The organism is Streptomyces sp. CRN 30 (assembly GCF_034105845.1).
Genome location: NZ_JAVRHI010000277.1, coordinates 1 through 3,443, shown reverse-complemented (window position 1 = coordinate 3,443; position 3,443 = coordinate 1). Strand labels below are relative to the sequence as shown.

Below are 3,443 nucleotides of genomic sequence, written 5' to 3'. Positions count from 1 at the left end.
GTCCCCGAAGGCGGCGGAGACGGTGGCCTCGCGGTCGCGGGTGTCTGCGTTGCGCACCGGGACGGTCACCGTCAGCTCGGCCACCGACAGGTCGTCCGGCAGTCCGGGCAGCCCGGTCTCCCCGTACCTGCGGCTGCTCGCCGAGGACCTGCTGGACGAACTGGCGGACCTGCCCGGCTCCTTGAGCGAGCGGGAGCCGACGGACCTCGCGGCGATCCGGAGCCTGTGCCCGCGGTGGCCGGACCGCACCGCACCGCCCGCACCACCTGCTCCGTCCGCACCACCTGCTCCGTCCGCGCCCCCACCGGCTCCGCGTCCCCGGGCCCTGGAGGCCGCCTGGCTCGGCCGCGCCGTCGGCTGTCTCCTCGGCAAGCCCGTCGAGAAGCTGCCCCTGGAGGGCATCCGCCTGCTCGCGCGGGCCACCGGCAACTGGCCCCTGCGGACCTGGTTCACCGCCCGCGGCCTCCCGGCGGACCTGGCGGCGGCGTACCCGTGGAACCGCCGCTCGGCCGCCACCTCCCTCGCCGAGAACATCGACGGCATGCCGGAGGACGACGATCTCAACTACCCCCTGCTCAACCTCCTGGTGCTGCGGCGCCACGGCCGGGACTTCAGTACCGCCGACGTGGCCCGCGTCTGGCTCGACGAACTGCCCGCGGGCCGCACCTTCACCGCCGAGCGCGTCGCCTACCGCAACCTCCTGTCCGGCATCGCGCCCCCGCGCACGGCCCGCCACCGCAACCCGTTCCGCGAGTGGATCGGCGCCCTGATCCGCGCCGACGTGCACGGCTGGACCAACCCGGGAGACCCCGCCGCCGCGGCGGAGCAGGCCCACCGGGACGCCACCCTCACCCACACGGCGAACGGTGTCTACGCGGCGATGTTCACGGCGGCCACCGTCGCCGAGGCCGCCACCGGCACCCACGACGTCCACCACTGTCTGCGTACGGGCCTGCGGGTCGTCCCGGCCGAATCCCGGCTGGCCCTCGCGGTCCGGCACGCCGTCCAACTGGCGGCCGGACACACGGACTTCGACACGGTGGTCGACGCGCTGCACACCGCCCACGCCGACCACCACTGGGTGCACGCCGTCCCCAACACCGCCCTGATCGCCGCCGCCCTCACGCACGCGGACGGCGACTTCACCGGCTCCGTCTGCCGGGCCGTCTCCGGCGGCTGGGACACCGATTCCAACGGCGCGACGGCGGGCGGCGTCGCCGGTCTGCTCGCCGGTTCCCCCGCCGCCCTGCCCGAGCGGTGGACCCTGCCCCTGAAGAACCGGCTCGCCACCTCCGTCGCCGACTTCGACGGCATCGGCTTCGACACCCTCGCCCAGCTCACCCTCCAGGAGATCCGACGGCCATGACGCACTCCGAGCCCACGCCCGCCCCGGTCACCGCTCCCGTCGCGCCCGCCCCGTTGACCGGGCTCCGCGTCCTCGACCTCGCCACCCTCTTCGCCGGTCCCCTCGCCGCCACCCTGCTCGGCGACTTCGGCGCCGAGGTGATCAAGATCGAGCACCCGCGGCGGCCCGACCCGTCCCGCGGCCACGGCCCGGCCAAGGACGGCGTGGGCCTGTGGTGGAAGCTCCTGGGCCGCAACAAACGGACGATGACCCTCGACCTGTCCGCGCCGGGCGGCCGTACGACCCTGCTGAAGCTCGCGGAGACCGCCGACGTCATCGTGGAGAACTTCCGGCCCGGCACCCTGGAGCGGTGGGGCCTGGGCTGGCCCGAGCTGTCCGCCGCCAACCCCCGGCTGGTCCTCGCCCGGGTCACCGGCTTCGGCCAGCACGGCCCGTACGCGCACCGACCCGGCTTCGGCACCCTCGCCGAGGCCATGAGCGGATTCGCCGCGATCACCGGGGAGCCGGACGGCCCGCCGGTCCTCCCGCCCTTCGGCCTCGCCGACTCCATCGCGGGCCTGACCACGGCGTACGCGGTGATGACCGCCCTCACCGCCCGGGACCGCACCGGCGCGGGCCAGGTGATCGACATGGCGCTGATCGAGCCGATCCTCACCGCGCTGGGCCCGCAGCCCCTCTGGTACGACCAGCTGGAGTACGTCCAGCCCCGCACCGGCAACCGCTCCCCCAACATCGCGCCCCGCAACACCTACCGCACGGCGGACGGCTCCTGGGTCGCCGTGTCCACTTCCGCCCAGTCGATCGCGGAGCGGGTGATGCGGCTGGTGGGCCGGCCCGAACTGATCGCCGAGCCGTGGTTCGCGACGGGCCCGGGCCGCGCCCGCAACGCGGACGTCCTCGACGAGGCGGTGGGCGCGTGGATCGCCCGCCGCACCCGCGCGGAGGTCGTCGACGCCTTCGAGAAGGCCGAGGCGGCGGTCGCCCCCGTGCAGGACGTACGGGACGTGATGGCGGACCCGCAGTACCGGGCCCTCGACACGATCACCACCGTCGACGACCCCGAACTGGGCCCGCTGCGCATGCAGAACGTCCTCTTCCGGCTGTCCGCCACCCCCGGCGCGATCCGCTGGGCCGGCCGCCCGCACGGCGCGGACACGGAGGCGGTGCTGGGCGAACTCGGCCTGACGGAGGCCGACATCGCCGCGTTGCGCGCGGAGGGCGCCCTGTGACTCCCCTGACGTGGCTGTACGTCCCCGGGGACCGGCCGGAGGTGGTGGCCAAGGCGGTCGCCTGCGGCGCCGACGTGGTGATCGTCGACCTGGAGGACGCCGTGGCCCCGCACCGCAAGGAGTACGCGCGCGCGGCCACCGCGGAACTCCTCGCCGACCCGCCGCCCGTCCCGGTCCACGTCCGCGTGAACGCCCCGCGCACCCCCCTGGGGGGCGCGGATCTCGCGGCGCTGGCCGCGCTGCCCGGACTGTCGGGCCTGCGCCTGCCCAAGGTGACCTCCGCCGGGGAGATCGTGGACGTCGCGGAGAGATCGGCGGCCACGATCGACGGTGCGCCGCCCCTGTACGCCTTGCTGGAGACGGCCCTCGGCGTCGAGCGGGCCTACGCGATCGCCACCTCCCACCCGGCGCTGCGGGGCATCGCGCTCGGTGAGGCGGACCTCCGTGCGGAGCTGGGCGTACGGGACGACGCGGGCCTGGACTGGCCCCGGTCCCGCGTCGTGCTGGCCGCCCGGGCGGCGTCGCTGCCGCCGCCGGTCCAGTCGGTGCATCCCGACATCAGGGACCTGGACGGTCTGGCCCGCTCCTGCGCCCACGGCCGCGCCCTGGGTTTCCTGGGCCGGACCGCCCTCCACCCCCGACAGTTGCCGGTGATCGAGGTGGCGTACCTGCCGACCGCGCGGGAGATCGACCAGGCGGAGGCGGTGGTGCGGGCCGCCGCCGTCGAGCCGGGCGCCCAGGCGCTGCCGGACGGCCGGTTCGTCGACGCCGCGGTGGTGGCGGCGGCCCGGCGCACCCTCTCGCTGGCCCGCCGCGGCGGGTGAGCCGCAGGGGGAAGGGGGGGGGGG

The 3,443-nt window shown here is 75.8% G+C and carries 3 protein-coding genes; all 3 read left to right on the top strand.

The annotated features are described in order from the left end of the window. Nucleotides 1-49 precede the first annotated feature (49 nt). From UW392_RS29485 to UW392_RS29475, 3 genes are read left to right on the top strand one after another with little or no spacing between them, the layout of a single operon-like run. Nucleotides 50-1,366 (top strand): ADP-ribosylglycohydrolase family protein, encoded by a 1,317-nt coding sequence (locus UW392_RS29485; protein WP_414496714.1) that lies wholly within the window; start codon nucleotides 50-52, stop codon nucleotides 1,364-1,366. Continuing rightward, nucleotides 1,363-2,595: a CoA transferase gene (locus UW392_RS29480; protein WP_320778188.1), complete on the top strand. Its 1,233-nt coding sequence runs from the start codon at nucleotides 1,363-1,365 to the stop codon at nucleotides 2,593-2,595. The genes UW392_RS29485 and UW392_RS29480 overlap by 4 nt, the downstream gene beginning before the upstream one ends. Then, entirely contained in the window at nucleotides 2,592-3,419 is an 828-nt protein-coding gene (locus UW392_RS29475; protein WP_320778187.1) for a CoA ester lyase, read from the top strand. The genes UW392_RS29480 and UW392_RS29475 overlap by 4 nt, the downstream gene beginning before the upstream one ends. Nucleotides 3,420-3,443: the final 24 nt, after the last annotated feature.